The 25,424-nt window shown below is 66.7% G+C and carries 23 protein-coding genes and 2 tRNA genes; 12 read left to right on the plus strand and 13 right to left on the minus strand.

The features are described 5' to 3' along the window. Positions 1-71: 71 nt before the first annotated feature. Positions 72-2,366, plus strand: coding sequence for an MMPL family transporter (locus tag JZ792_RS16100; protein ID WP_216911276.1), 2,295 nt, complete (start codon positions 72-74; stop codon positions 2,364-2,366). Between the two features lie 212 nt (positions 2,367-2,578). Then, on the plus strand, positions 2,579-4,867 hold the full coding sequence (locus JZ792_RS16105) for an MMPL family transporter (protein ID WP_216911277.1): 2,289 nt from the start codon (positions 2,579-2,581) through the stop codon (positions 4,865-4,867). 27 nt (positions 4,868-4,894) lie between these two features. On the opposite strand, the gene JZ792_RS16110 is transcribed toward JZ792_RS16105, so the two are convergent. Together JZ792_RS16110 and JZ792_RS16115 are read right to left on the minus strand one after the other, a co-directional pair. Then, on the minus strand, positions 4,895-5,143 hold the full coding sequence (locus tag JZ792_RS16110) for a hypothetical protein (protein ID WP_438804336.1): 249 nt from the start codon (positions 5,141-5,143) through the stop codon (positions 4,895-4,897). 442 nt (positions 5,144-5,585) lie between these two features. Beyond that, entirely contained in the window at positions 5,586-5,801 is a 216-nt protein-coding gene (locus tag JZ792_RS16115) for a hypothetical protein (RefSeq protein ID WP_216911278.1), read from the minus strand. Between the two features lie 129 nt (positions 5,802-5,930). On the opposite strand from JZ792_RS16115, the gene JZ792_RS42665 reads away from it, so the two are divergent. Beyond that, entirely contained in the window at positions 5,931-6,266 is a 336-nt protein-coding gene (locus JZ792_RS42665) for a DUF6191 domain-containing protein (RefSeq protein ID WP_216911279.1), read from the plus strand. Positions 6,267-6,660: 394 nt separating this feature from the next. On the opposite strand, the gene JZ792_RS16125 is transcribed toward JZ792_RS42665, so the two are convergent. The 3 genes from JZ792_RS16125 to JZ792_RS16135 all read right to left on the minus strand — a co-directional run bounded on the left by JZ792_RS16125 (position 6,661) and on the right by JZ792_RS16135 (position 7,821). Then, positions 6,661-6,751: transfer RNA gene (locus JZ792_RS16125), tRNA-Ser, on the minus strand. A gap of 55 nt (positions 6,752-6,806) precedes the next feature. Continuing rightward, a complete protein-coding gene (locus JZ792_RS16130) occupies positions 6,807-7,241 on the minus strand; it encodes a nucleoside deaminase (RefSeq protein WP_254189912.1) in 435 nt (144 codons plus the stop codon). A gap of 40 nt (positions 7,242-7,281) precedes the next feature. Beyond that, complete coding sequence (locus tag JZ792_RS16135; RefSeq protein WP_216911280.1) at positions 7,282-7,821, minus strand: tRNA adenosine deaminase-associated protein; 540 nt, start codon at positions 7,819-7,821, stop codon at positions 7,282-7,284. Between the two features lie 58 nt (positions 7,822-7,879). Between JZ792_RS16135 and JZ792_RS16140 the strand changes: the two genes are divergently transcribed. Further along, positions 7,880-8,830 (plus strand): prephenate dehydrogenase, encoded by a 951-nt coding sequence (locus JZ792_RS16140; protein ID WP_308165321.1) that lies wholly within the window; start codon positions 7,880-7,882, stop codon positions 8,828-8,830. Positions 8,831-8,837: 7 nt separating this feature from the next. On the opposite strand, the gene JZ792_RS16145 is transcribed toward JZ792_RS16140, so the two are convergent. The 3 genes from JZ792_RS16145 to JZ792_RS16155 all read right to left on the minus strand — a co-directional run bounded on the left by JZ792_RS16145 (position 8,838) and on the right by JZ792_RS16155 (position 13,347). Then, the gene (locus tag JZ792_RS16145; RefSeq protein WP_109522806.1) at positions 8,838-9,434 is read right to left on the minus strand and encodes a putative glycolipid-binding domain-containing protein; all 597 of its coding nucleotides are present in this window, start codon (positions 9,432-9,434) and stop codon (positions 8,838-8,840) included. Positions 9,435-9,544: 110 nt separating this feature from the next. Continuing rightward, positions 9,545-11,350 (minus strand): ABC transporter ATP-binding protein, encoded by a 1,806-nt coding sequence (locus JZ792_RS16150; protein ID WP_254189913.1) that lies wholly within the window; start codon positions 11,348-11,350, stop codon positions 9,545-9,547. Positions 11,351-11,448: 98 nt separating this feature from the next. Beyond that, complete coding sequence (locus JZ792_RS16155; RefSeq protein WP_216911283.1) at positions 11,449-13,347, minus strand: ABC transporter ATP-binding protein; 1,899 nt, start codon at positions 13,345-13,347, stop codon at positions 11,449-11,451. A 158-nt stretch (positions 13,348-13,505) separates the two neighbouring features. On the opposite strand from JZ792_RS16155, the gene JZ792_RS16160 reads away from it, so the two are divergent. Then, positions 13,506-13,784, plus strand: a complete 279-nt coding sequence (locus JZ792_RS16160; protein WP_216911284.1) for a putative quinol monooxygenase — start codon at positions 13,506-13,508, stop codon at positions 13,782-13,784. A 223-nt stretch (positions 13,785-14,007) separates the two neighbouring features. Here JZ792_RS16160 and fadD32 read toward each other — a convergent pair whose 3' ends face one another. Continuing rightward, complete coding sequence (fadD32, locus tag JZ792_RS16165) at positions 14,008-15,927, minus strand: long-chain-fatty-acid--AMP ligase FadD32 (protein ID WP_216911285.1); 1,920 nt, start codon at positions 15,925-15,927, stop codon at positions 14,008-14,010. Positions 15,928-16,048: 121 nt separating this feature from the next. Next, complete coding sequence (locus JZ792_RS16170; protein WP_216911286.1) at positions 16,049-17,299, minus strand: KasA/KasB family beta-ketoacyl-ACP synthase; 1,251 nt, start codon at positions 17,297-17,299, stop codon at positions 16,049-16,051. 310 nt (positions 17,300-17,609) lie between these two features. Here JZ792_RS16170 and JZ792_RS16175 point away from each other — a divergent pair, with 310 nt between their 5' ends. The 3 genes from JZ792_RS16175 to JZ792_RS16185 all read left to right on the plus strand — a co-directional run bounded on the left by JZ792_RS16175 (position 17,610) and on the right by JZ792_RS16185 (position 20,119). Further along, on the plus strand, positions 17,610-18,743 hold the full coding sequence (locus JZ792_RS16175) for a DNA cytosine methyltransferase (protein WP_216911325.1): 1,134 nt from the start codon (positions 17,610-17,612) through the stop codon (positions 18,741-18,743). Continuing rightward, positions 18,740-19,150, plus strand: a complete 411-nt coding sequence (locus JZ792_RS16180; protein WP_216911287.1) for a very short patch repair endonuclease — start codon at positions 18,740-18,742, stop codon at positions 19,148-19,150. Before JZ792_RS16175 ends, JZ792_RS16180 begins: the two co-directional genes overlap by 4 nt. A gap of 270 nt (positions 19,151-19,420) precedes the next feature. Beyond that, on the plus strand, positions 19,421-20,119 hold the full coding sequence (locus JZ792_RS16185) for a DUF998 domain-containing protein (RefSeq protein ID WP_308165322.1): 699 nt from the start codon (positions 19,421-19,423) through the stop codon (positions 20,117-20,119). Here the strand turns inward: JZ792_RS16185 and JZ792_RS16190 are convergent. Further along, on the minus strand, positions 20,106-21,737 hold the full coding sequence (locus JZ792_RS16190) for an esterase-like activity of phytase family protein (RefSeq protein WP_308165323.1): 1,632 nt from the start codon (positions 21,735-21,737) through the stop codon (positions 20,106-20,108). The two genes, JZ792_RS16185 and JZ792_RS16190, sit on opposite strands and share 14 nt — an antisense overlap. A gap of 81 nt (positions 21,738-21,818) precedes the next feature. Here JZ792_RS16190 and JZ792_RS16195 point away from each other — a divergent pair, with 81 nt between their 5' ends. Together JZ792_RS16195 and JZ792_RS16200 are read left to right on the plus strand one after the other, a co-directional pair. Further along, positions 21,819-22,211, plus strand: coding sequence for a RidA family protein (locus JZ792_RS16195; protein WP_216911289.1), 393 nt, complete (start codon positions 21,819-21,821; stop codon positions 22,209-22,211). Positions 22,212-22,250: 39 nt separating this feature from the next. After that, positions 22,251-22,976, plus strand: coding sequence for a maleylpyruvate isomerase family mycothiol-dependent enzyme (locus JZ792_RS16200; protein ID WP_216911290.1), 726 nt, complete (start codon positions 22,251-22,253; stop codon positions 22,974-22,976). 19 nt (positions 22,977-22,995) lie between these two features. Here the strand turns inward: JZ792_RS16200 and JZ792_RS16205 are convergent, their stop codons facing one another. Beyond that, on the minus strand, positions 22,996-23,448 hold the full coding sequence (locus JZ792_RS16205; protein ID WP_216911327.1) for a hypothetical protein: 453 nt from the start codon (positions 23,446-23,448) through the stop codon (positions 22,996-22,998). 208 nt (positions 23,449-23,656) lie between these two features. Between JZ792_RS16205 and JZ792_RS16210 the strand changes: the two genes are divergently transcribed. Both JZ792_RS16210 and JZ792_RS16215 read left to right on the plus strand, forming a co-directional pair. Then, positions 23,657-24,004 (plus strand): hypothetical protein, encoded by a 348-nt coding sequence (locus JZ792_RS16210; RefSeq protein WP_216911291.1) that lies wholly within the window; start codon positions 23,657-23,659, stop codon positions 24,002-24,004. Between the two features lie 87 nt (positions 24,005-24,091). Beyond that, positions 24,092-24,619, plus strand: a complete 528-nt coding sequence (locus tag JZ792_RS16215; protein ID WP_216911292.1) for a DUF6301 family protein — start codon at positions 24,092-24,094, stop codon at positions 24,617-24,619. Positions 24,620-24,676: 57 nt separating this feature from the next. Here JZ792_RS16215 and JZ792_RS16220 read toward each other — a convergent pair. Next, positions 24,677-24,749: transfer RNA gene (locus JZ792_RS16220), tRNA-Ala, on the minus strand. Between the last annotated feature and the right edge of the window lie 675 nt (positions 24,750-25,424).

The following is a 25,424-nucleotide window of genomic DNA, read 5'->3' on the forward strand; positions in this document are numbered from 1 at the left end:
GACCAGGGCCCCGCGAGTGCTGTCTACGCGCCACGATCCAGCACGTCCCAGTCACCGCTAGGAGTTCACTCGTGTCCGTATACCTCTATAGATGGGGAAAGCTCGCTTTCCGCCGGAAATGGATAGTGCTACCGGTCTGGCTTGTGCTGTTCGTTCTGATCGGCGGCCTGGGCTCGCAGCTCAGCAAGCCGATGACGAACGACTTCAGTATGCCCGCCCTTCCGTCGGAGCGCGCCAACGAGATTCTCGACAAACACTTCCCCGGCGCCTCGGAAGCGTTCAAGTTCGATGCCGTCACCGGCACGTATGTGATCGCCGCGCCCGAGGGCCAGAAACTGACCGACCCGGCGAACCGTGCGGCGCTCGATGCGTTCATCGCCAAGCTCGGCCAGCTCGACATCGTGGATCACGCGAAACCGCTGACCAACCCGGTCGAGACCGCCGACAAGATGGGCTGTCTGACCAACCCGGATCCGTCGCAGTGCAGTGGCGCACCGCTCAACGTGCTCAACAAGACCGAACCGGCGTCCGTGGCGTTCATGAGCGTGCCGTTCAGCATCCCCACCTTCACCGATATCACCGACGAGCAGCGTGAGGCCGCCTACGACGTCGCCGCCGACGCGCGCAACGCCGGACTCACCGTCGAGATGAGCGGCTCGATCGCCCAGACCAACGAGGGTCCGACCGGCAAGGCCGAGATGATCGGCATGGGCGTCGCGCTGATCGTCATGATCATCGCCTTCGGCGCGATCGTGGCCGCGTTCATCCCGATCGTCACCGCGATCGTCGGTCTCGGCGCCGCCATGTCGCTGATCATGCTCGGTACCTCCATCACCGATGTGCCCAGTTTCACCACGTTCCTGGCCTCGATGATCGGTATCGCGCTCTCGATCGACTACGCGCTGTTCATCGTCTCGCGCTACAAACACGAACTCGCCGTGCAGGATTCACCGGAGGAAGCGGCGGGTATCGCGCTCGGCACCGCCGGTTCCGCGGTGGTGTTCGCCGGTCTGACCGTCATCATCGCGCTCGCCGGACTCGGCATCATCGGCGTGCGGTTCATGACGTTCATGGGGCTCGGTGGCGCCCTCGCCGCCGCGCTCGCGGTGCTCGCGGCCATCACCCTGATGCCCGCGCTGCTCGGCGCGTTCGGCCGGTTCCTGTTCACGCCGAAGCTGCCGCTGGTCGCCCAGCACGATCCCGAGGACGACACGCAGGTCACCAACGGCATGCGCCTGGGTCGCCTGATCGGCAAGGCCCCGTGGGCCGCGCTGATCCTGAGTGTCGCGGTACTCGGCGCGCTCGCCGCGCCCGCCGCGGGTCTGAACCTGGGTCTGCCCGGTGAGGACAGCCAGCCGAAGACGACCACCATCCGCAAGGCCTACGAACTTCGCACCGAGGGGTTCGGCGAAGGCAGCAACGGTGTGCTCAATATCGCCGCCGACCTCAGCGGTGTCCCCGCGGACAAGCGCGAAGAGGCGGTCGAGGCGCTGCGGAGCAAACTGGCCTCGTATCCGAATATGGATTACGTGACCGCGCCGCAGTGGAGCGAGGACAAGCAGGGCGCACTGCTCGACGGCGTGCCCAAATTCGGTCCGAACAACCAGGACACCAAGGATCTGGTGTCCGACGCCAGGGACGCGGAGGCCGAATTCGAGGCCACCTACGGCATGGCGTACGGCGTCACCGGCAGCACCGCCATCGCGGCCGATATCGACCACGTGCTGCTCAGCAAGATCGCGCCCTACCTCGCGATCGTCGCCGGCGCGGCGTTCGTTCTGCTGATCCTGGTGTTCCGCTCGATTCTGGTACCGCTGACCGCGGCGCTGGGCTTCCTGCTGTCCATGGCCGCCACCTTCGGCGCGACCGTGCTCATCTTCCAGGAGGGCGCGCTCGGGCTCATCGATGATCCACGTCCGCTGATCAGCTTCCTCCCGATCATGTTGATCGGTCTGGTCTTCGGCCTCGCGATGGACTACCAGGTCTTCCTGGTCACCCGCATGCGTGAGGAATACGTGCACGGCAAGTCCGCGAAGGACGCGATGGTCTCCGGCTACCACCACGGCGCCAGGGTCGTCACGTCGGCCGCGATCATCATGATCTCGGTCTTCGCGTCCTTCCTGCTGGAATCGGACGCGATCGCCAAGCAGATGGGCTTCGCGCTCGCTGTCGGCGTGCTGCTCGACGCCTTCCTCGTCCGCATGGTGCTGATCCCCGCGCTCTTGACCATCATGGGCAAGTGGTCGTGGTGGATGCCGAAGTGGCTGGATCGGATCGTGCCCGAGATCGACGTCGAGGGCTCGAAACTGATCGAACTCCAGAAGAAGACGGTGGACATCACCAAGGAACCCGTCCGTGTGAGCTGATCACGCGCTCGGTCGACGATCCTTCGGCCCCGTACCCCTTCCCCGGGGTACGGGGCCGAAGTCGTATCGGCATGTGATCTTGAACTCGAGCCCGGCGCGCAGCAGACTCGGGAGTAGTTCGACTCTTCAGCTCGGTGCTTCGCCGATGCACGGCGGTCGGTGGAGAAATTCGTGATCCGGATCGACCCCCCGACCATCGCGAGGAGAACGCTGTGTCCGTCTATCTGTATCGGTGGGGAAGGTTCGCCTTCCGGCACAAGTGGATCGTGCTGCCGATCTGGGCGGTGCTCTTCGTCGTCCTCGGCGTGCTCGGCACCCAGCTGAAACAACCGATGACCGATGACTTCAGCCTGCCGAACCTGCCCTCCGAACGGGCGACCGAAATCCTCGACGAACATTTCCCCGGCATGTCCGAGGCATTCGAATTCGACGCGGTCACCGGCACTTACGTCGTCGGGGCACCCGAGGGCGAGAAACTCACCGACCCGGCCAACCGGGCCGCGGTGGCCGCGCTGATCGGGCAGATCGATCAACTCGACATCGTCGATCACGGCACGCCGATCGTCGACCCGATCACCGCGACCGAGGAGATGGGCTGCCTGGTCCCGAATCCCGATCCGAGCACGTGCGCCGGCGCACCGCTGAACGTGCTCAACAAGACCGAACCGCAGACCGTCGCCTATTTCAGCGTGCCGTTCACCATCGCGAACTTCAGCGATATCACCGCCGAGGATCGTCACGCCGCCTACGACGTCGCCACGCCCGCCCGCGACGCCGGGCTCACCGTGGAGATGAGCGGCACCATCGCGATGGATCAGGAGGGGCCGAGCGGACAGTCGGAGATGATCGGCATGGCGGTCGCGCTGGTCGTGATGATCGTGGCGTTCGGCGCGATCGTCGCCGCGTTCGTCCCGATCGTCACCGCGCTCGTCGGCCTGAGCGCGGCGACCTCGCTGATCTTCCTCGGCACCTCGTTCCTCTCGATCCCGAGTTTCACCACCTTCCTCGCCACCATGATCGGCATCGCGCTCTCGATCGACTACGCGCTGTTCATCGTCTCGCGCTACAAACACGAACTCGCGGTGCGGGAACTACCGGAAGAGGCGGCGGGCACCGCGCTCGGCACCGCCGGTTCCGCGGTGGTGTTCGCCGGTCTGACCGTCATCATCGCGCTGGTCGGTCTGGCCGTGGTCGGCGTGCGATTCCTGACGTTCATGGGTTTGGGCGGCGCGGTCGCCGCCGCGTTCGCCGTACTCACCGCGATCACCCTGATGCCCGCGCTGCTCGGCGCGTTCGGCCGGTTCCTGTTCACACCGAAACTGCCGATCGTCGCCAAGCACGATCCCGAGGACGACGACCAAATCACGAACGGTATGCGGGTCGCGCGGTTCATCGGCCGGTTCCCGGTGCTGACGCTGGTGCTGAGCATCGTGGTGCTCGGCCTGCTCGCCGCGCCCGCGGTGAATCTCAACCTCGGTCTGCCGGGTGAGGACAGCATGCCCAAGACCTCCACGGTGCGTAAGGCCTACGAATTGCGCACCGAGGGCTTCGGCGAGGGCAGCAACGGCGTCCTCCAGGTCGCGGTGGATCTGAGCGATGTCGCGCCGGAAACCAGACCGGAAGCGCTTGCCGCACTGCGCGATACCCTCGCGTCCTATTCGGGCATGGAATACGTGACGCAACCGACGACGAGTCGGAACGGGCAGGGCGCGCTACTCGACGGAGTGCCGAAGGCCGGGCCCAACAACCAGGAGACCAAGGATCTGGTGCGCGACGCCCGCGACGCCGAGAATCGACTGCGTGACCGGTACGGCATGACGTACGGCATCACCGGCACCACCGCCATCTACGCCGACATCGACCACGTGTTGCTCAGCAAGATCGTCCCCTACCTGGCGATCGTCGCGGGCGCGGCGTTCATCCTGCTGATCCTCGTATTCCGGTCCATCCTGGTGCCGCTGACGGCGGCGCTGGGCTTCCTGCTGTCCATGGCGGCCACCTTCGGCGCGACCGTGCTCATCTTCCAGGACGGCGCGCTCGGGCTGATCGAGGACGAACACGCGATCGTCAGTTTCCTGCCGATCATGTTGATCGGCTTGGTGTTCGGACTCGCCATGGACTACCAGGTATTCCTGGTGACCCGCATGCGCGAGGAATACGTGCACGGCAAACCGCCGAGGCAGGCCATGATCTCCGGTTACCACCACGGGGCGAGGGTCGTCACCTCGGCCGCGATCATCATGATCTCGGTCTTCGGTTCCTTCACCCTCGAAACCGACGCCACCGCCAAACAAATGGGTTTCGCCCTGGCCGCGGGCGTGCTGCTCGACGCCTTCCTCGTCCGGATGGTGCTGATCCCCTCGCTGCTCGCGCTGATGGGCACGTGGTCGTGGTGGATGCCGCGGTGGCTGGACCGGATCGTGCCCGACATCGACGTGGAAGGCGCGAAACTGCACGCCCTGCGGACCGATTCGACGGTCACCGAATCCACGTCGGCCTGATCGCGGCCGGACGACGGGCACAAACCCCTAGTCGCTGGGTTGCGGCAGATCGCCGCATTCGGAGAGTTTCGGATTCAGGCCCACGTAGTTGAGCGGACCCGCGGCGGCCGTGAGCGCGATGGTGCCGAAACCCGCGCAGTTGATCGGGCCGATGACGAAGTAGTTCCGCTGGCCGGCGGCGATCATGCCGACGGCCAACCAGATCAGGACCAGAAGACTCCCGACTCGCATGCCGAACTCGTGGGACGGTCGGCCGTAGGTCGCACGCTCGCGCATAGTCATCGCATCCTTCCGCACTCGCGTAAGGGCCGGAAACTCGTACAACCCTCCGCTACCTGCTTTCATGCCCCACGAAGCATCCCTTCACCGCTACAGCAATATTTTCGGTGGGTTCCGGTAATTTCGTGGCATCTTTTTCTTGCTCGGGGGCATATGCAATGTTTCTTGTGAAACATCGCTCTACGCTGCGCGGTAACTCAAATTGTCCGGCCCGAATCAGCTCCCGGCACTTTTCGGAGCGCGATCGGTATACAAGATCATCCGGTTCGCAAACACATCGCGATCTCCCCGCAACCTTTCGACCGACGGAATGTGCATCCGTCCAGCGAATCCAGTTCGCTTCCGCGGCAACGACACCCGCACCGTCCCCGGCCTGCACGTATCCCCCGGACACGAGAACGGGCCGGATGCTCGCGCACCCGGCCCGTTCTCCGATCCACTACGGACTCGGCTGCGGCACGTTGCAGTCATCGACCTTCGGATTCACCCCCATGTAGTTCAGGGGCCCCGCGATGGTGGTCACCACGATGGTGCCGAAACCTGCGCAGTTCACCGGCCCACTGTCGAAGTAATCGCGCTGCGCCGCGGCGATGACGCCGATGAGCAACCAGACAAGGACAATCAGTCCACCGATTCTCGAATAACTGTCACGCATTGTTCCAACGCGGCTCCGTCGGTGACGCCTCGAACGTCACACCTGTCCGCGCTCCTTACTCCCGCACATACCCCGTTCCGGACAAAACATCCGCGGGAACATCGCATTCGTTCCGTTCGTTCAGCGGGGGTGACAGGACTACTGGCGTGGATGATCCCCGGCTGGGTGCTGCTGCTGGTAGCGGTGGCCGTCTTCGAGACCCTCACGCGCAAGCGCCGCCGACGCCGCACCCCCGTCGCCGCCACCTTCACCGATGAATTCACCGCGCTGTTCTACCCGACCAAACGCATGGAACTCGACCACCGCGAATCGATTTCGATGCTCCGCGACGATCACACCCGGGCGGCCCCACCCCCGGTCACGGTGGATCTCACCCGCAGCATCGTCACCCTGGAGCCGACCTCTGCCGACGCCTCGCACACGAGGCGGCAGAGCCGAGTCGATCCGACCGCACCACCCACATAGCCCGAGCGAGCAGCGGTTACGCGGCACCTGCGGTGTCGTCCGGAACGGCAGCATCGGTGACGCCGGGCGGCAACCACGGCCGTCGCGGGATAGCCACGGGCCGCCGCCAGCCGATACGACAGCTGCACGTACTGCTTCAAGGCATTCGCGAACTCGCTGTAGGCGGCCAGCCGTCTGTCGTCCCACCGTGCGCCTTGACTACGTCGCCACTTCGCCCGTTCGGTGAACGTCGTCGCGGCGAAGGTCGAACCCGCGCCGAGGACCACCGCTGCGAGCGTAAGCAACTGCTGTACAACCGGATTCACCATTCGATTCTGCGGCAACGAGAGCCTGCCCACCGCATGATCGCAATAAATAAAAAAGCCCCCCACCTGCCGAAACAGGTGTGGGGCTCTGGCGGTGGCGGAGGGATTTGAACCCTCGGAGGGGGGTTACCCCTCACACGCTTTCGAGGCGTGCTCCTTAGGCCGCTCGGACACGCCACCGCCGAGAACAATACCGGAAGGGGGCTGGATCGCTAAATCGCCTGGAACGGGGCGGTCAGCGACGCTGCTGGAAGAAGGTGTCGAGGAGGGCGGCGCATTCGGGTTCGAGGATTCCGCCCCTGACGTCGGGGCGGTGATTGAGGCGACGGTCACGCACGACGTCCCACAGCGAGCCGACCGCGCCGGTCTTGGGTTCCCAGGCGCCGAAGACGACCCGGCCGACGCGGGCGAGGACCAGGGCGCCCGCGCACATCGTGCACGGTTCGAGGGTGACGGCCAGGGTCGCGCCCTCCAGTCGCCAACTGTCGCCGAAGACGGCGGCCGCGCGGCGCAGCGCCAGTACCTCGGCGTGGGCGGTGGGGTCGCCGAGCGCTTCGCGCGCGTTCGCGGCGCGCGCGAGTTCGCGGCCTTCCGCGTCGAAGACGACCGCGCCCACCGGGACATCGCGGGGGTCGGCCGCCGCCGCGGCCGCGATGGCGGCACGGACCATCGCGGTATCCGAAATGATCGGGTTCTGCGGCAGATTCACGTCACCGAGGCAGTTTGTCCAGCACCGCGGATAGTTCGTTGGCGAAACCGAGTCGCTGGGCGATCATGCCGAGCTGTTCGTCCGGGTACAGGTCGGTCTCGGCGAGGATGACGCTCAGCACCGGCTCGGGCAGGCCGAGATCGGCGAGCACACCGAGGTCGCCTTCTTCCCAGGGTTCGATATCGTCGAGTTCGTCCGGTTCGATATCGGGAATCTCGACATTGAGCGCTTCGAGGATGTCGGCGGCGATGTCGTATTCGATCGCCGCGGTGGCATCCGATACCAGCAGCCTGGTTCCGCTCGGCGCCGGACGCAGGACGACGAAGAATTCGTCGTCGATGTCCAGCAAGCCGAACACCGCGCCCGAGCTGCGCAATGCTTTGAGTTCGTCCTCCGCCACGGACAAATTGGTGAGCGCTTCCGAGCTCAGCGGACTACACCGCCATTTGCCGTCTTCGCGGACCACCGCCACTGCGAACCCTTCCACGTCGTCGTAATCTTCCGACGTCGCCCTGTTAGTGCCCGAGCGCTGTGCTGCCATGGCCGCAACGGTAGTCTGCCTGACCCGAAATGTTGAAGTCGTATGCCAATCTGTTCCGGTGACTTCCGACCAGAAAGCGCCGGTTTGCGTCCTCGGAGCAGGTTTGATCGGCGGTTCGCTGTTGCGGGCCGCCGCCGACGCCGGATATCGAGCCTGGGGATACAACCGATCCGAGGCCGGAGTCACGGCCGCGGTCGCCGACGGTTTCGACGTCTCCGGTGATCTGCCCGCCACCCTGACCCGTGCCGCCGAGGCGGACGCGCTGATCGTCATCGCGGTCCCGATGCCCGCGGTGGACCACCTGCTCGGGGCGATCACCACCTTCGCCCCGGACTGCGCGCTCACCGATGTCGTCAGCGTGAAGGGGCCGGTGGCCGACGCGGTGCGCGCGCACGGTCTCTCCCGCCGCTACGTGGGCGGGCACCCCATGGCAGGCACTTCCGAATCCGGCTGGGCCGCGACGGATTCCGACCTGTTCGAGGCCGCCGTGTGGGCGGTCGGGGTCGATCCGGGCACGCACGCGCTGACGTGGACGCGGGTGACGCGGTTGGCGCTGGACTGCGGCGCGGTGGTGGTGCCGGTGACATCCGAGGACCACGACCGCGCGGTCGCCAGGATCTCGCACCTGCCGCACGTCCTGGCCGAGGCGCTCGCGGTCGCGGGCGCGAGCGGCGGACCGCTCGCGCTCGGCTTGGCCGCCGGATCCTTCCGCGACGGCACGCGGGTCGCGGCCACCGCGCCCGACCTGGTCCGGGCGATCTGCGAGCCGAATCGCGACGCCCTGTTGAGCGTGCTCGACGACACGCTCACGGTGCTCGGCGCGGCCCGCGACAGTCTGCGCGCCGACGGCTCGCTGGCCGATCTGATCGCGGCCGGACACGACGGCCGCACGGCCTACGAGGACAACGAACGCTGGGAGATCACCGATATCCGCCCCGGCGACCACGACTGGCTGGAACGGATGCGCGAGGCGGGCAGGCGCGGCGGGGTGTACACCGCGCGGGCGTGAACCCGGCTCAGATGCGTTCGGCGAGGCCGGGATAGTCGAGCAGGAACCCTTCCGCGTCCACGGTGACGGTCGCGCTCGATACCGGCGACAGCACGCTGATGCCGTCGACTCCGCTGCTGTAGGTGAGACTCGCCTCCTGCACGAGCAGGTCGGGCAGCCGCACGTAGACGACGGGAACCTGCACGTCGTCGGCCCGGTGTTGCAGGCCGAACCGACGAATCGGGAGGGTGTTGAAGAACGGGCTGAGCACGACGTCGACGTCGAGCGCACCGGCGAAGGTCGAGCGCACATGGCTGCCGCCCGCGTCGACGAGCCAGTAGCTCTCCTCGTCCCGGGCGATCGACGCGTGACGTTCCCCCGCCGCGGTGGTGGTGCGGAGGGATAGTCGCTTGGTGGCGCCGTTCTCGTCGGTGACCAGGTCGTAGGACGCACTGAACGCGGGATGATCCGCGCAATCGCCACCGATCATGCGGCCGGCGGCGCGGATGCGATTGCCGTTCATGGTCACGCGCACCGACTCCATCCGCGTGGCATTGTGGGACCGCCACGTGAGAATCGCCGGCCACCGGGATGCGCTCTCGGAGCCAGGGGCTGGATTGGTCACCTATCTACCGTAAGCGACAAACCCCCGGCAACCGCATCGCACCGGCGTCTGCCCTCGTCACACCGCGAATCTCGGCCCCCTTTCTGCCGCGTGGATCACAGCTCGACACGTCACACCAGCGACTCCCGCCACGCCGCGTGCAGCCCGGCGAACCGGCCGTCGCCCGCGATGAGCTGGGCCGGTGCGCCGTCCTCGACGATCCTGCCCTGTTCGAGAACGAGCACCCGGTCGGCGATGGCGACGGTCGAGAGCCGGTGGGCGATGATGACGGCGGTGCGTTCGCGCAGCACCGTCTCCAACGCCTGCTGCACCTGACGCTCACCCGGGATATCCAGGCTCGAGGTGGCCTCGTCGAGCACGATCACGGCGGGGTCGGCCAGGAAGACCCTGGCGAAGGCGACGAGCTGGCGCTGCCCCGCGGAGAGCCTGCCGCCGCGTTTGCGCACATCGGTGTCGAAACCGTCGGGCAGGGCCGCGACGAAATCGTGCAGCCCGACCGCGCGGGCCGCCGAGTACACCTGCTCGTCGGTGGCGTCCGGCCTGCCGAGCCGAATGTTGTCGGCCACCGATCCGGAGAACAGATAGGCCTCCTGCGTCACCATGACCACGTGCCGTCGCAGATCCGCGTCGGAGAGCGCGCGCAGGTCGACACCGTCGAGGGTGACCGTGCCGCCGGACGGATCGTAGAACCGCGTCAGCAGTTTCGCGAGCGTCGATTTCCCCGCGCCGGTCGCGCCGACCAGGGCGATCACCTGGCCCGCCGGAATATCGAGTGAGAATTCCGGGAGCACCGCGCGCACCCGCCCGCCGCCGTCGCGGTCCGGTTCCGCGCCGGGCAGCGTCCCGTAGCCGAACCAGACGTGATCCATCCGCACCGCGCCCGCCGCCTGCGCCAGCGGTGTCGGATCGGCGGGTTCCGGCACCGAAGGACGTTCCTCCAGCACCCCGGAGATCTTCTCCAGCGCGGCGGCGGCGGACTGGTAGGAGTTGAAGACCTGCGCGAGTTCGTCCAGCGGACCGTAGAACTCGTTGAGGTAGAGCAGGTAGGCCGCGAGCACACCGACCGCGAGATTGCCCTCGATCACCTGCCAGGCGCCGACCACGATGACGATCACCGTCGTCAGATTGCCGAGCAGCCTGGTGAGTCCGGCGTAATCGCCCATGCCGCGCATGGCGACGATGGTCGATGACGCGAATTCCCCGTCCTCGACGGCGAGAACCGATTCGTTGCGCTGTTCGCGCCGGAACGTCTGCACCGCGCGCATACCGCCCATCGATTCGACGAACTGCACGACGACCCTGGCGATGGCGACACGCGTGCGCCGGTATCCGGCCCGCTGCCTGCGCTGCGCCCAGCGGGTGACGAGCGCGAGCGGTACGAAGCCGACGAGCACGATCGCGGCGAGCAACTGGTCCAGGTAGATCAGGATGGCGGCGATCGTGATCACCGAGAGGATCGCGCTCAACGCCTGGTCGAGTGCGCCTTTCAACAATTCCTGGAGGGTTTCGATATCGCCGGTCAGGCGGGTGACCACCTTGCCCGAGGTGTACTTCTCGTGGAAGGACACGCTCAACCACTGGGTGTGCGCGAACAGCCGCACCCGCAGATCGAAAAGCACGCTCTGGCTCAGCCGCCCCGATACGCGGAGGAAGAAATACGTGGTGAGCACGCCGATGCCGACCGTGGACAGATAGCCGGTCACCGTCCACGCCAGCGGCGCCCAGTCACCTTCGGCTCCCCGGGCGATTCCGGTGTCCAGACCGTGCGCGATGAACAGCGGCGCCGAGACCATGGCCGCGTTGTCGACGACGATGAGCGCCAGGGCAAGCACCGCCAGCGAACGGTAGGGGCGCGCCAGACTCATCAGCAGTCGCCGGGATCGTCCGGCCAGCACCAGGTTTCCGGCCTCGGTCATCTCGCGGTCCTCGCCCGCGATCCCCCGCCAGTCGGCTGTGTCGTCCTCGGCCGGATCGCGAGGGGCTTTCCCGTCCTGTCGCGCGGTATCGCTCGTGCTCACGCGTCCGCCTCCGATCGAGTACTCGACTGCGCGCGGACCGCCGCGTCCACGGGATCGGATGTGCCGCCCATCAATTCCCGGTAGTGGGCGCTGGTGCGCAACAACTGTTCGTGGGTGCCCTCGGCGGTGATGCGACCGTCGGCCAGCACCGCCACCCGATCGGCGAGCGACGCGGTCGACGGACGGTGCGCGACCAGCAGGGTCGTCGCCCCGGCGAGCACGGTGCGCAGCCGTTCCTGCACCCGCTCCTCGGTTTCCACGTCCAATGCCGACAGCGGGTCGTCGAGCACCATGATTCTCGTTCGCTGACTCGCGCTCTCGCTGGTCAGGACCGCGCGGGCCAGGGCGAGACGCTGACGTTGTCCGCCGGAAAGGCTCAGGCCCTGCTCGCCGATCCTGGTGTCGAGCCCCCACGGCAGGTCGTTCACGAAGTCGGTGGCCTGCGCGACATCGAGCGCGCGAAGCACATCGGCGTCGGTGGCCTCGGGATCGCCGAGCGCGACATTTTCGCGCACGCTCGCCGAGAACAACACCGGATCCTCGAACGCGACCGTCACCAGCGAACGCAGATCCGCCAACCGCATCGACGCGACATCGATACCGTCGATGGTGACGGCACCGCTCGACACGTCGTATAGACGCGGAATCAGGTTGAGCAGCGCCGTCTTCCCGCTGCCCGTCGCCCCGACCAGCGCCACCGTCTCACCGGGACGCACCCGGAGCGTGACATCGCGCAGTACCCGGTCCTCCGGTTCGCGAGCGCCGTCCCCGGTGCGCGGAAAGGCGAAACCCACCTTGTCCAGCCGCAATTCACCGGCGATCCGCTCGGGCAGCCGAACCGGATCGACCGGATCGGCGATATCCACCGGCGTATCGATGATCTCCCAGTAGCGATCGGCCGCGGTGCGCGCGTCGTTCAGTTCGGCGAGCAGGAACCCCGTCCAGATGAAGGGCCACTGGAGGAAGGTCGCGAGGGTGATGCCCGCGACCAGGGTGCCCAGAGTCATGGTGCCGTGCGCCACCGCGTACCCGCCGTATCCGAGCGCGAACGCGATGGCCAGCTGCGGCAGACCGCGCATCGCCGACCACAGCACCGAGTCCAGCTGGACCTTGAGCAGTTCGGTCTGTCGCAGCTTCCGCGACTGAGCGGTGAACCGGGTGCCGAAGTACGCGCCGCGCCCGAACGCCTTGAGCACCCGCACGCCCTGCGCGGATTCCTGCGCCGTCGTCGCCAGGTCACCCGATTGGTCCTGCGAGCGACGCGAAGCCACCTCGTAGCGACGGACGAACCGAAAACAGATGGCGGACACCGGGATCGAGATCAGGGTGAAAATCAGGCCGACCTGCCAGCTCAGCGCGATCAGCGTCAGCAGACCCACCGGAATGACGACGATATGGATACACATGAACGGCCCGGCGAACGCGACGAAGCGGCGCATCGTGGCCAGATCGTCGACGGCGCGCGAGAGCAATTGCCCGGATTCCCAGGCGTCGTGCCTGCCGATCGCCAAGGACTGCAACTTGCGATAGATCTTGGCGCGCATGGTGATCTCGAATTCGGTGGCGGGCACGGCGATCAGCCATCGCCTGCCCCAGATCCCCACGGCTTCCAGCACACCGAGCACGCCGACCAGCGCGACCGGACCCGCGATGGCGGGGAAATCTCGATGCGCGATCGGCCCGTCGATGATCCGGGCGATCATCAGGGGGATCACGATGGCCGTCAGCGTCGACAGCACCGCGAGCACGGTCGCCCACACCAGAACCGTGCGATGCGGACGCAGATACGGCCAGAAACGCCGCAGTGAGTGCAGGCGGCCCGACGCTGGGACGGCGGGCCGCTCGGGTAAATCGGTGTCCGGTTCAGTGGACTGCAACCGCGTTGCGACAGACAATGGTCCCCCTGCTGATTCCTGGTTCGTCACATGGAAGAACGAGGCGCCCGGCGAAACTCGCACAGGAGCCCGACTTTCCAGGATGGCATCAGCGGCCACACCGACCAAGCGGTTTTGGGTGCATCGGTAACCCAGCGAACAGGCAATACACTGCGAAGGTGCTCATCGTCGCCGGACATCTGAAGGTCATCGACCGTGATCGATATCTCGAGCAATGCCGCGAGGTGGTCGAGCTGGCCCGCGCGGCGCCCGGCTGTCTCGACTTCGGCATCGGCCCCGATCTGGTCGATCCGGACCGCGTGAACGTCTTCGAACGTTGGGTCGGCCGGGCCGAGGTCGACGCGTTCCGTGGCGCGGGCACGTCGGGTGATCTGGACGGGCAGATCGTCGGCGCGGATGTCAGGGAGTTCACTGCCGACGGAGAGACCCGGCTGTAGGTGGCGGTTGCGGAATGGTTGGCACCGGCCGCAGCGGACAGAGTCGACGCGCACCGACAGGATTGCGCATTCTGGCTGAGCGATTGTCCGCTGAGGCCGGTATCGGCGTGACACGAACTCTCGGAGACACAACAGCCCGGTGGGCGGAAGACCCGCTCACCGGGCCGCATGCGAACCCGCTCCCGTGAAATCCCCCGTCGCACAACCGATGCGACGCCGGGAACTACCGCACCCCGGCGCGCTCCACCTCCACCGTGTCGGGAAACGCCTGCTGCTGGTACCCGCCGCGCAGGGTGCCTTCGAGATAGGCGGCCCGGCAGGCGCGTCGCGCGATCTTTCCGCTCGATGTCCGCGGAATCGATCCGGCGGGGACGAGAAGCAGATCGCGCACCGTGACACCGTGACGCTGGGCGATGGCGGCGCGCACGATATCGGCGACCGGCTCCGGATCGATCTTGCCCGCGCCGGTGCCACGTTCGGCGACCACAACCAGCTGTTCGGAGGTGTCCTCGGCGTCGAAGCGCAGGCCCGAATGCGAGCCCTGGGCGAAGACTTCGGCGGGCAGCTGGTTGGCGGGCACCGAGAAGGCGGCGACGAACCCCGGCCGCAGTGCCGAATTCGCCTCCTGCGCCGAGAATTCCAGATCCTGCGGGTAGTGGTTGCGCCCGTCGACGATCACCAGATCCTTCACCCGGCCGGTGATGTAGAGCTCGCCGTCGAGGTAGGCGCCGTAATCGCCGGTGCGCATCCATTTGGCGCCGGGGTCGGTGCCCTCGGCGTGACTGTTCTCGGGCAGCCGACAGATCAGCGTGTTGTGGAAGGTTTCCGCGCTCTCCTCGGCGCGCCCCCAGTACCCGATGCCCATATTGTCGCCGTGCAGCCAGATCTCCCCGACCGCGCCGTCGGGTTGTTCGGCGCCGTGCTCGGTATCGACGATGACCGCCCACTGCGAGTGCGCCACATATCCGCAGGACACCTGGGCGATGGCGTTCTCGACGCCCTGGTCGACCTCGACCATGCGGCCCGCGTTCAATTCCGCGCGGTCCACGTGGACGACTCGCGCCTCGTCGGAACTCTTCGTCGCGGAGACGAACAGCGTCGCCTCGGCCATGCCGTAGCAGGGTTTGATCGCGCTCCTCGGCAGCCCGTAGGGGGCGAAGGCGTCGTTGAATTTGTTGATCGACGACATCGACACCGGCTCGCTGCCGTTGATCAACCCGATCACATTCGACAGATCGAGTTCGTCGCCGTTCTTCGGGAGCCCACGCGCCGCGGCGTGTTCGAACGCGAAATTGGGTGCGGCGGCGAATGTTCCGGCTCCGTCGGATACCGCGGCCAGTTCCTTGATCCACCGGTAGGGACGCCGGACGAAGGCGCTCGGCGACATGATCGTGATGTAGCCGCCGCCGATGGTCGGCAGGATCACGCACAGCAGTCCCATGTCGTGGAACAGCGGCAACCAGGTGACCCCGCGAGAATTCTCGGTGACACCGATGGCATCGATCATCTGGAGCAGATTGGTGCCGACCGCGCGGTGGGTGATCTCGACACCGGCCGGTGACCGGGTCGATCCCGACGTGTATTGCAGGTAGGCCACGTCGTCGATCTTGATATCCGGACGGAACCACTGCGCGCCGACACTGTCGGGAATCGCGTCGACGGCGATGATGCGCGGGCGCTGCGACGCGGGCAGGTGCCGGAAGAACTCGCGAACTCCCGCCGCCGCCGTGGAAACGGTCAGGATCGCCGCCGGGGAGCAATCGTCGAGAACGGTGCGCAGTCGATCGGTATGTCCCTGCTCGTCCGGGTCGAACAGCGGGACCGCGATATTGCCCGCGTAGACCGCGGCGAAGATCGAGATGACGTAATCCAGGCCCTGCGGGGCCAGGATCGCCACCCGGTCCCCCGGACTCGTGACCTGTTGCAGCCGAGCCGCCACCGCGCGCAGCCGGATTCCGAACTCTCGCCAGGTCAGATCCTGGTATTCACCGTCGACTTCCCGGGAGTAGTCGATGTAGCGGTACGCGAGACCCTCCCCGTTCTGCGTACTGTGCTTGTCCACGAAATCGATGAGGGTCTGGTCACCCGGAATCTTGATCTTGCCCTTTTGGTCCACGTAATCGTCAAAGGTCTCGCCGATCATTCGCCATATCCTTTATCCAACGCACGCGCGAGGCGTGCAGTGACACCGAACACAGAACGACACTGGAGCGCCGGGAAGATTAGCAGGTCCGAGACCGGCCTTCATACCCTCCCGGCATCACTCAGTACCTGCCGAAGGCCAACGCGACGTTGTGACCGCCGAAGCCGAAGGAGTTGTTCACCGCGTAATCGATCTGCCCCGGCCGCGCCTGACCTCGCACGATATCGAGATCGATCTCGGGATCCTGGTTGTCGAGATTCAAGGTGGGCGGGACCACGCCGTCGCGGATGCTCAGCACGGTGAGCACCGATTCCAGCGCGCCGACCGCGCCGATCGAATGGCCGAGCGCCGACTTGGGCGCGTAGACCGACGCGTGATTGCCGATGGCCTTGGCGATCGCCCTGGCCTCGGCGGTGTCGCCGATCGGGGTGGCGGTGGCGTGTGCGTTGATATGACCGATATCGTGCCTGGTCAGCCCGGCGGTCTCGATGGCCCTCGTCATGGCGCGCGCGGCCCCCGTCCCTTCCGGATCGGGGGCGACCAGGTGGAAGCCGTCGGAGGTGACGCCCGCGCCCATCAGCCTGGCGTGGATGGTCGCGCCGCGCGCCTTGGCGTGTTCCTCGGTCTCGATGACCATCATCGCGCCCGCCTCGCCGAAGACGAAGCCGTCGCGATCGACGTCGAACGGGCGGGACGCGGATTTCGGGTCGTCGTTGCGCATGCTCATCGCGCGCATCATGGTGAACGCCGCGATGGCGATCGCCTGGATCGACCCCTCGACCCCGCCGGCGACGACCATGTCGGCATCACCCATCACGATCATCTTCCACGCGTTGGCGATGGCCTCAGAACCCGATGAACAGGCCGAAACCGGTGTAGCCACGCCACCTTTCGCGCCGAGGTCGACCGAAACGCACGCCGCGGCGCCATTGGGCATGATCGCCTGCACGGTCAGCGGCGACACCTTGCGGTATCCGCCGTTGGCCAGTTTGTCCCGCGCGTCGATGATGGCCTCGGCGCCGCCGAGTCCGGTGCCGATCGAGACGCCGAGCCGTTCGGTGTCCACCTCGGGACTGCCCGCGTTGCGCCACACCTCACGGCCGAGCACCGTCGCCATCTGCTCCACATAGGCCAACCTGCGGGTTTCCGCCGGGGTCAGGCTCGCGGCGGGCGGCACCTTCAGATGTCCGCCGATGCGCACCGGCAGCTCGAACTGGTCGATGAAGGAGTCCTCCAGGATGTCGATGCCGCTTTCGCCGTTGAGCAGTCCCTTCCAGGTCGAGTCGACATCGCCCGCGATGGACGTCGTCGCCGCAAGGCTCGTGACGACCACGCTGGGAAAATCCCCGCGGGTGGTGGACGGAATCTGCATTCGATGGCTCGCTTTCCTGGCTTCGCTTGGATGGATCCGGGAACTGCGCGTCGACGCGATGAGCGCGTCGGGAGTCAAACCGTCGGGACAACCACAGAGCAAGGCGAGAGAAACCGCCCCTACCGTCGAGAAGCCGCATTCGAAATACGGCCGATTGGCATTATCGGGGAGGCAGAGCTGATCCGCAGCATGACACGCGAACTCGGTTCGCGCCACCCCAGGGCGGTATTCACGACCGCCGTGACTCGAGTAGTCTCGGCTCCCATCGTGGGTTCGCGAGACGCAGAAGGGGTTGACGGTGACGGGGCGGATGGTCGGGTTGTTCGCCGGGATCGGCGGACTCGAACTCGGCCTGGCACACCACGGCTGGCACACCGAACTGCTCTGCGAGATCGATCCGGGCGCCCGCGCGGTGCTCACCCACCACTTTCCCGACGTCGAACTGCATACCGATGTCACCAGGCTGCGCGCGATCCCGGCCCGAACCGAGCTGGTCGCGGCCGGTTTCCCGTGCCAGGACCTGTCGCAGGCCGGACGCACCGCCGGCATCACCGGGCCGAGGTCCGGACTGGTCGACGAGGTGTTCCGCCTGGTGCGCCGCAAACGCGGACCACGCTGGCTGCTGATCGAGAACGTCCCCTTCATGCTGCAACTGGGCCGGGGGGCTGCGATGCGGCACATCACGATCGCGCTGGAGGAGCTCGGTTACACCTGGGCCTACCGGGTGGTCGACGCGAGGGCGTTCGGGCTGCCACAGCGCAGGCAGCGGGTCCTGATGCTGGCCTCACGCACCGAGGACCCACGGCCGGTACTGTTCGGCGCGGACGCCGGAGCGCTGGAAATCGGTGACCAGGAACAGGATCCGTGCGGCTTCTACTGGACCGAGGGTGTGCGCGGGCTCGGCTGGGCGGTCAACGCGGTGCCGACGCTCAAAGGCGGTTCCGCGCTCGGCATCGCGAGCCCGCCAGCGGTGCGGCTGCCGTCGGGCGAACTGGTCACCCCCGGCATCGCCGACACCGAACGACTCCAGGGTTTCGCCCCCGGCTGGACCGCGCCCGCGGTCACCGCGGCCGGTGTGCGCCAGGGCCACCGCTGGAAGCTGGTCGGTAACGCGGTGAGTGTCAGGATGGCCGACTGGGTCGGCTCGCGCCTGGCCGCGCCGGACGGAACGACGCCGGAATATCTGCCGCTCGCCCCGGGAGCGCCGTGGCCGGTGGCGGCGTGGGGGCACAACGGGGTCACCCAGCGGGCCGTGGTCTCGACCTGGCCGGTGCACGAACCGTACGAGGACCTGAAGAATTTCCTGACCGATTCCCGGCTGCTCTCGGCACGGGCGACGGCGGGATTCCTGCGTCGCACCGGAATGGGCAGGCTGCGGTTCCCGCCGGGATTCCTCGACGACGTGGAAAGCCATCTCGACCGGATGGGCGGCTGGGCGGCATGACCGAACGTCCGCCCACCGATGCCGCCACCAGCGCGCGGATGTCACGGCAACGACGGACCGGCACCAAGCCCGAACTGGCATTACGTCGCGAACTGCACCGGCGCGGCCTGCGCTATTTCGTGGACCGCGCGCCGCTGGCCGGTCAACGCCGCCGGGCCGATGTGGTCTTCCCGAGGCTGCGGGTCGCGGTCTACGTCGACGGTTGTTTCTGGCACCGCTGCCCCGAGCACGCCACCGATCCGAAGAACAACGCGCAGTGGTGGGCGGCGAAATTGGCCGGAAACGTCACCCGAGATCGAGCGACCGACGCGGAATTGACGGCGGCGGGCTGGCATGTCGTGCGTATCTGGGAACACGAAGACGCCGCGGCGGCCGCGGACCGGGTACAGACCGCGCTGGAGAATTGAACGTCACCGGTGGCGTACTCGAACAAGATGACGTGGCGCGTGTGCCGCCAGATAGCCGGACGCCGCTATCGCCGCCATCATGGCGAAGCCGGTGACGGCTGTCGCGAATCCGATCATGAGACCTCCTCGGTTGCGTACTCTCCACCCTCGGTGGCCAACCTGATAGGACGCTGTGTTTCCGATGGTAATGCCGTACGAACCGATAACTCGGCAAGGAATCGCGGTCGGGTGGTCTGCCGTCGCGAACGTGCCGCGGCGGACAATGTACGAGTGACCGACAACCCGGGGATCGCGGAACGACGAGCACGTGCGGGGTCGTGGTTCATCGCGGCCGCGATCGCTGTCGCCGGACTTTGTTATTCCTCGTGGGTGCTCGAATTCGCGTTACCCATCGATGTGGATTCGGTGAATACCTTCCTCAGCGAACTCGACGCCGAAGGTAAGCCGTATCGAGAAATATTCTCGACCGCCGATAAAATCGTCGGCGCGTTGCTCGTTCCCGCCGCGATCGGCGGACTGCTGCTCTTTCCCCGGCGCGCGCTGACCACCGTCGGCTGGATCGCGCTGCTGTGCTTCGGCGCGTCGACCATCGCCGACGTGCTGATGCCGCTGCACGACTGCGCCCCGGGCGAGGACTGCGGCGGCGGCCTGTTCCCCCAACTGCATCAGCCCCACGCGCTGACGAGCACGCTCGCCGTCACCTCGATCGCGGTCGCGGTCTTCGCGTTCACCGTGGCCGCCTACCGCTACCACCGCTGGCGGATCCTGCGGGAGGCGGGCGTGGTGATCCTGGTGGTCGGTGCGTCGGCGACCGTGTGGATGCTGGTCGCCGACAACCTGACCGGCGATTACGCCCTCGGTATCGCCCAGCGCATCCAGGTCGGATGCATGTCGCTGTGGCTGATCACGCTGGCGGCAGCGGTCGTACTGGAGGCGCGGGAGTGGACCGAACCGGTCAGCCGACGCTGATCCGGACCGTGTGCCCGCCGACCGCCGCGGGCAGTCTCGTGGTGTCGACGACGAGGATCTCCCCGGTGTCCTGCCTGCCGTTCGGCAGCGTCTTGGGCTTCAGCCCGAACGGCGGCTGCGCTCCCGAACTACCGGCGAGCCCGAAATCGCTGTCGTTGGCGATGTAGAGGGTCTTACCACCGTCCAGCGTCGCGACGCCCTCGATCTTGTCGTGACCGAAGAACCTTCCTTGCGCGTCCAACGCGGTGACCAGAGCACTCAGATCGAGTGCGGCGGATTTCGCGACGGGCGTGATACCCGCGCCGCGCAGAGCGGCCACCCCGTCGCTCGTCGACTGTCCACTGCTCGTCGACTGTCCACTGCTCGTCGACTGTCCACCGCTCGTCGACACTGCACCGACCAGCGTCTCCAACGGTTTGTCCGCCACGAGCAGGCCGCCGCGGGCCGGATCGTATCGGGTGCCCGGCACCGAGGAGCGCGGGCCGATATCGGTGGCGCCGGAGATATCCACGGTCCAGATCTTCTTGTTCGAATTCGGGGCGATATTGCCGTCGCGTTCGTCGACCAGGAATGTGGTCGCGTTCAGCGCGGTGATCTCCGATACCGCGACCTTGGTCTGCGCGGGATTCTCCAGGGGGTAGACGAATTCGGAGAGCGCCTTGGTTTTCAGGTCGACGGTGACGATGCGCGTCATCGGGACGTCCTTCGCCGAGCCCGCAAGCCCCGGGGTATTCAGACCGCTCTGCACGATGCCGACCAGCGTGCCGCCGTCAGGGGTGACCGTGAGTCCTTCCATTCCCTGATTCGGGGTACGCAGCGCGATCTCGGCGGGTAACCCTTTCCCCGGAGACAGCCGCTCGATCTCGGTGCCCTTCGCGTCGAAATGCACCAGGAAAGGCCCGTATTCGTCCGACACCCAGAACGTGCCGTCGGCAAGGGCGACCAACCCTTCGGGATCGATACCGTGATCGGTGGCGGGAAGAATTCGCCCGTCGAGATCACGAATTGTTTCCCCGGTACTCGCGGAGGTATCGACCTGTCCGTTGAACGGAATACCGCTCGGCGTCCGCAGGTCGATGGTCGACACCAGCACCGCACGGGTGCCATCCAGCCGGAACCGGCCGATCTTCGGCACGAAATCCGCCACCGGCGCGAGCTTTTCGTTCTTGCCGGGACCGTCGACGTTCGGGCCGCGATCGGTGAGGCCGTAGAACTCGTTCGCGCTGCCGGGCACCGGCGTCCACGCCGAACCGAAACCGCTGCCCTGCACCTGGGTGCCGCCGTATTCGCCGAGCACCGGAATATCGGTGGTGTACAGGCGGACAGCGTCGGACGTCGTCACCCGGAATTGATCGGTGCCCTCGAAACCCTCGACGGGCGTATACCGGAAATCGCCATCGGGCTGTCGGGTCAGGCTGCCGTGCTCGGGTTCGAGTTCGACGCCGAGGACCGCGCCCGCGCCGGTCGCCGTCGTCAGCTCGTCCAGTGTGAACACCAGCGGCTTATCCCGTGCCGTCCGGAAATCGGGGTCCTCGCCGCCGCCGCAGCCGGTGGCGAGCAGACCCGCGCACAGCAGCGCGGCGGTGAGGACGGTGCGAGGACCGGAGAGAGCTATCACCAGCAATGCCTACCGCGCGCATTCGACGCCGAGTCGAAAAACAAGTGAACGATCGGCAACCGGTCGTGCCATGCTCGGATCATGGTTGAACGCCTGAGGATCTCGTCCGAATCCGAGTTCGAGGACGTCGTCGGCTATTCGCGAGCGGTACGCGTCGGCGATTTCGTCGCGGTCAGCGGAACCACCGCCGCCGCACCCGGCGGCACCGCCGTCGGCGGGGACGATATCGCCGAACAGACCCGTGAAGCGCTGCGCCGCATCGCCGGTGCGCTCGTCGAAGCCGGGGCGAATCTCGACGACGTGGTCCGTACCCGCATCTTCGTCACCGATATCGCCCGCTGGCCGGAGGTCGCGCGAGCGCACCGCGAGATCTTCGGCACGATCCGGCCCGCGGCGTCGATGTATCAGGTCAGCGCGTTCATCACACCGGCCCTGCTGGTCGAGATCGAAGCGGACGCGATCGTCGGCGAATAACCGCCGAACGGTTCGCGCACGCGGACTAGGGTCGCAGGGGTGACCACGCCCGAACCCGCCGCTCCACTCGCGCTGATCGATCAGGTCGCCGAGGCCACCGCTCGCCTGGTCGACAGCGTGAAGGCCATGGGGGGCGACGCGGTCGGCGAACCGTCGCTGCTGCCCGGATGGACCAGGGGCCACGTGCTCGCCCATTTCGCCCGCAATGCCGACAGCTTGGTCAACCTGCTGCTGTGGGCGCAGACCGGCGTCGAGATCCCCCAGTACGCAAGCCAGTTCATCCGCGATTTCGATATCGAGGCCGGTGCGCCACGCCCGCTCACCGAACAGCTCATCGATATCGAAGCCTCCGCGACCCGCTTGGCGGCGCTGGCGCGCACCCTGCCCGACACCGCGTGGGCGACCACCGTGCGCATTCGCGGCGGGCGCGAGATCCACGCCACCGATATCCCGTGGATGCGGCTCCAGGAGGTGGAGATCCACCACGTCGACCTCGGCGTCGCCTACCGCCCCGCCGACTGGCCAGAGGAATTCCTCACCCGCCTGCTGCCCTCGGTCACCGCCGACCTGTCCGCCGCCGCGCCCCCCGGCAGCGCGACCTTCGCCGTCGAGGCCACCGACCTCGCTTTCGAAGCCACCATCGGCGCGGACGCCCCCACCCACACCGTCACCGGTCCGGCCCACGCCTTGGCCGCCTGGATCATCGGCCGCTACCCCGGCGATTCCCTGCGCGGCCCCCTCCCCGAACTGCCTGCCTGGCGCTGATCCCCGCTCACCTCCGGGATCAGCGCGGGCAGTTCACCGTGTAGTCCCAGTCGGTGTTGTTCGGCCCGGTCACCCGAACCACCACCGACGTCGCCGTCCCCGGCGGGACGTTGACCAGCGCCGACCCGGTTCCCTGGTTCAGGTTGTCACCGACGTACCCCGTGTTGTGGATCAACGCGCCCTGGTAGAACACCTCGATCTTGTCCGGGATCGCGTAGGTCTCGTAGCTCAGCACGAACGACGTGGGCCCGGTCCGACCGATCTGGTGATTGGTGGACGTGACCCCCGCACCACCGGATTTCGTCGATTGATTGCACTGCTGCGTCTGCGGCGCCGACGACCCCGTTCCGTCACCGAAGCTGCCACCGCCACTACTTCCGGTCCCGCTCCCACCATCACTACCTCCCGCACTCCCCGTCCCCGGAGCCGCCGCCGCACCGGCGCACGCCGCGAGTGTCACCGCCGCCGCCATCGCCGCGACAACTGCCGCATCGCGAATACCGGGAACCCGAATCCTTGACTTACCCAACGCATTTCCTCACGGCTAGTGGGTGGAACATCCGTCGACACGATGGTTCCAGCGCAAGTCGCCACCGAATATCCTGCGATCGGACGACAGCCGCGCCCACCCCGCCGCGCCACACTTGCATGACGCATCATCAACACCCATAATCGAATATATGTTCGATAACCGACACCGGGACGTCTGGCGGCCCTACTCCCCGCCCATACCGATCTACGTCGACATCGACATCGTCCTGCCCACCGACTCACCCCGCCGCGACGTCTCGCCACGCATCGCGAAATACGGCCTCGACCTGTCCGGCCGAATGCCCGCCCGACAACGCGCCTGGCACCGACTGGCCGACGGACGCTGGATCGCCAGCATCGAAGTCCCCGTCGAAACCGGCGGGCAGTGGATCTTCCTGGACTTCATCGCGTCATCCGAGGCCGTCGCACCCCGCGAAGACGGCGAAACCTTGCCGGACCGACCGAGCAATCGCTGGGGGCAGCCGAAGCGCTTCTGAATCCCCGCCGGACTCCCGCGACGCGTGATCATCGGTCGAGCCCGCGACGAACTCTCGCGCTACGACCCGCCGTGGAAAAGTAGGGCCATGAGAGCAGATGTCGACGGCGCGGCCCGAATCGCCCGCATCGCAGCAGAATTCGCGTGGACCTGGACCGAAGCCGACGTACCGCGCTTCGCCATGGTCGCCGACATGGGATTCATCCACGAAGACGCGATCGGCGGCGTCATCCTGCGCCCCGACCTCGCCTTCGACTCCCTGTGTTTCGTCTCCGACGATGCGCGACTTCTCGACCGATGCGGCGGCGCTGGTGAGTCGATCGTCGATTTCGAAGTCGTGGTCGCCTCTTCCGCAAGTGGCGAGGACGATTCCCCTCCACTCCCGGCCACCCTGCACCGCGAATTCTCCACCCGATTGACCACCGAACTCGGAGCGAGGTCCACACCCGTACCCGGTGAGCGCGCCGAGGCCGACTACTGGCGTCGGGAAAAGGTCGTCATCTCGCTGCTGTATCGCGAAACCGCCGTCTACCTGGAGATCACCAATCCCCGATACCAGCGGTTCAACGAGGAGACCGCCAGGGCAGGAGGCGGCGCTCCGATTTCTCTCGGCTGAGTGGACGGCGTAACGACTGTCGTCAGAAGTGTCGTCGGAACCGGCACCGAAGCGAGGCCATGGAGGCCGGAATCGAACCGGCGACCTCCGACTTGCAGGGGCGGCGCTCTACCAACTGAGCTACACCATGACCACGTCGGACCGTATCAACCGAGCCGGACTCCGGGACAACCATTTTCGAGCGTGACGGCCGCTCCCCGAGACCTTGTGGCTGGCGATCATCCTCGATCAGCAGCGTTCTCGGCAATCTCGTGAGCCTTCGAGTCGGACCACCATCGCACGTAGCGCGCGGCGTGCGCGAGGGGAAAGTACCGACTCGGCTCCAGTGGTCGCGAACGTGAATCCGCCCCCGACCGGTTTGCACTGGTCGAGGGCGGATCTTTGTGCGCCCGAAGGGATTCGAACCCCTAACCTCTTGGTTGTTCCGGCGCTCTGCGGTTGTCCGCCGATGTCTCTACGAACCTGCGTCTATCAGCGCAAGTCCGGTAGTCGCTACGTGGTTGTCTGCGGTTGTCTGGTTGAATCATCGGGCCTTTGTAGTCGGAAAGTAGTCGGCGAGTCGTGTTTCCTGCCGCCCTGTCCCCGAGTCAGCGTGGACATACCGGCGACTTCCCTTCCCCTGCTTCCTCGTCCTGGCCATCCCTGAGCGGAGGGAGGTCGTGTCAAGGGCGCTCTTTCCCTTGACTCGTCCGAGCGAGGTCAGACAATCGGGCCATGAGGAGGCAGGGGTTCCGCAACCACACGATGCCCGTCAGCAAGGTGCCGTGTGCGGGCTGTCGAATCCCTGCATAGCCCCGGCGATCTG

The organism is Nocardia noduli, from assembly GCF_019038455.1.
Classification (GTDB): Bacteria; Actinomycetota; Actinomycetes; order Mycobacteriales; family Mycobacteriaceae; genus Nocardia; species Nocardia noduli.

Bases quoted from the DNA above. Each gene is read 5' to 3' on its own strand.
- JZ792_RS16110 (WP_438804336.1), bottom strand. From the start codon at position 5,143: ATGCGCGAGCGTGCGACCTACGGCCGACCGTCCCACGAGTTCGGCATG.
- JZ792_RS16180 (WP_216911287.1), top strand. From the start codon at position 18,740: ATGACCGAACGTCCGCCCACCGATGCCGCCACCAGCGCGCGGATGTCA.
- JZ792_RS16130 (WP_254189912.1), bottom strand. From the start codon at position 7,241: ATGGTCCGTGCCGCCATCGCGGCCGCGGCGGCGGCCGACCCCCGCGAT.
- JZ792_RS16175 (WP_216911325.1), top strand. From the start codon at position 17,610: ATGGTCGGGTTGTTCGCCGGGATCGGCGGACTCGAACTCGGCCTGGCA.
- JZ792_RS16115 (WP_216911278.1), bottom strand. From the start codon at position 5,801: ATGCGTGACAGTTATTCGAGAATCGGTGGACTGATTGTCCTTGTCTGG.
- JZ792_RS16150 (WP_254189913.1), bottom strand. From the start codon at position 11,350: ATGACCGAGGCCGGAAACCTGGTGCTGGCCGGACGATCCCGGCGACTG.
- JZ792_RS16205 (WP_216911327.1), bottom strand. From the start codon at position 23,448: ATGGCGGCGGCGGTGACACTCGCGGCGTGCGCCGGTGCGGCGGCGGCT.
- JZ792_RS16210 (WP_216911291.1), top strand. From the start codon at position 23,657: ATGTTCGATAACCGACACCGGGACGTCTGGCGGCCCTACTCCCCGCCC.
- JZ792_RS16195 (WP_216911289.1), top strand. From the start codon at position 21,819: ATGGTTGAACGCCTGAGGATCTCGTCCGAATCCGAGTTCGAGGACGTC.
- JZ792_RS16215 (WP_216911292.1), top strand. From the start codon at position 24,092: ATGAGAGCAGATGTCGACGGCGCGGCCCGAATCGCCCGCATCGCAGCA.
- JZ792_RS16170 (WP_216911286.1), bottom strand. From the start codon at position 17,299: ATGCAGATTCCGTCCACCACCCGCGGGGATTTTCCCAGCGTGGTCGTC.
- fadD32 (WP_216911285.1), bottom strand. From the start codon at position 15,927: ATGATCGGCGAGACCTTTGACGATTACGTGGACCAAAAGGGCAAGATC.
- JZ792_RS16135 (WP_216911280.1), bottom strand. From the start codon at position 7,821: ATGGCAGCACAGCGCTCGGGCACTAACAGGGCGACGTCGGAAGATTAC.